Source organism: Gammaproteobacteria bacterium (assembly GCA_003696665.1).
Lineage (GTDB): Bacteria > Pseudomonadota > Gammaproteobacteria > Enterobacterales.
In genome coordinates this window covers 1-1,334 of the sequence record RFGJ01000280.1, presented here as the reverse complement: position 1 = coordinate 1,334, position 1,334 = coordinate 1, and the positions used below count along the sequence as shown (strand labels likewise).

The 1,334-nt window shown below is 56.7% G+C and carries 1 protein-coding gene; it reads right to left on the bottom strand.

The genetic code is table 11. The features are described 5' to 3' along the window. Positions 1-1,334: hypothetical protein (locus D6694_07735; GenBank protein RMH42669.1), on the bottom strand; the 1,334-nt coding region annotated here is incomplete at both ends.

Sequence of the window (1,334 nt, the reverse complement as noted above, 5' to 3'; positions counted from 1 at the left end):
GTAGGTGAAGCTATCCGCACCGTTGTAGTTCAGGCTCGGCGTATAGAACAACTTGTTGCCTATGACATTCGCCGATCCATGCGCTGGTTGCGTTAGAATCGTGAACGTATGCGTATCCCCGTTCGTGGCAATGTCCACATCTGTCACGCTCGGCGTCACGCCTGCACTGGTCGTGTCCTCTTTTGTCGTGATACTGGCCGAGGTAGCCGTCGGAGGATCATTCACTGGAGTGACCGTAACTAGGATTTTGACCGTGCCAAACAGGCCCGTATTGTCCGTAACGGTCACCACAAATGAATCCATGCCATTGAAGTTCAGGTTTGGCGTGTAGGTGACCAGCCCGGCGGCGTTCACGCTCGCCTTGCCATGGGCGGCCGCCGTCGTCACAGCATAGGTATGCGTGTTGCCCACATCCGGATCATTCGGAAAAACCTTGGTCGCCGCCGCTTGATCTTCCGGCGTCACGATCGGCTTTGCTGTGGGCGCCGGCGGATGACCGGCCACAACCTTCAGCACAACCGAATTGGCGGTATAAACAATCTTGAAACTATTCGCGCCCAAAACCGGCAGAACAATTTTGGCGGGATCAAACCTCCCGCTGATACCTCCGGTCGCGGTCAGAACCGTGAACGTGTTGCCCACCGCAGGCACAAATCCACCCGCCAGCCTCACCGTCAGACCTCCAAACAGGGTCGCTCTGCCCGTGATGAGCAGTTGATCATACTGACTCCCGGCAGTCAGGCCGCCAATCTCGCTGATCAGTCTGCCTCCCGCGCCCTGCGTGTAATTGCCATTCACATGCAGAATGCCAGCCGCAATCCCGGGCGCCACGCCGCCGCCTGTATTGTTGACACTGCTCACCGTGCCATTGCCTTTGAGCATGCCCCCCTGCAGTTGAATCAGTCCGGTAGCCGTGAGGGCGCCGTTTACGATGGTTACGCCACCGGTCTGAGTATAATCGCCCTTTCTGTTCAGCGTGCTTTTTGCAGCAACACTCACCTGCCCAGAAGTCGTGAACGGCCCAAAATATATCTGTAGTCCCCCAAGGCCTCGCGCAATGAGTTTCCCTCGATTGACAACCCCCTTGGCATCCGGATCGATGATCAGGGGATTCTTGGGCTGATCCGCGATGATGATGCCCTTGTTCACCATGCCGCCTGTATTGAAGAGCAAGTTGCCCGCGCCCTGAATCGTGTGGCCCGCGCCATTGGTCAGAATATAGCCTCCCGGATTGGCCGCCATGATTCGATTGTTGATGCTGTCACTCATGACAAGCTTGCCCGTGCCGCCAATGCTCATGTTGCCCGAATAAAACAGGTTTGTGAGCGAACCTG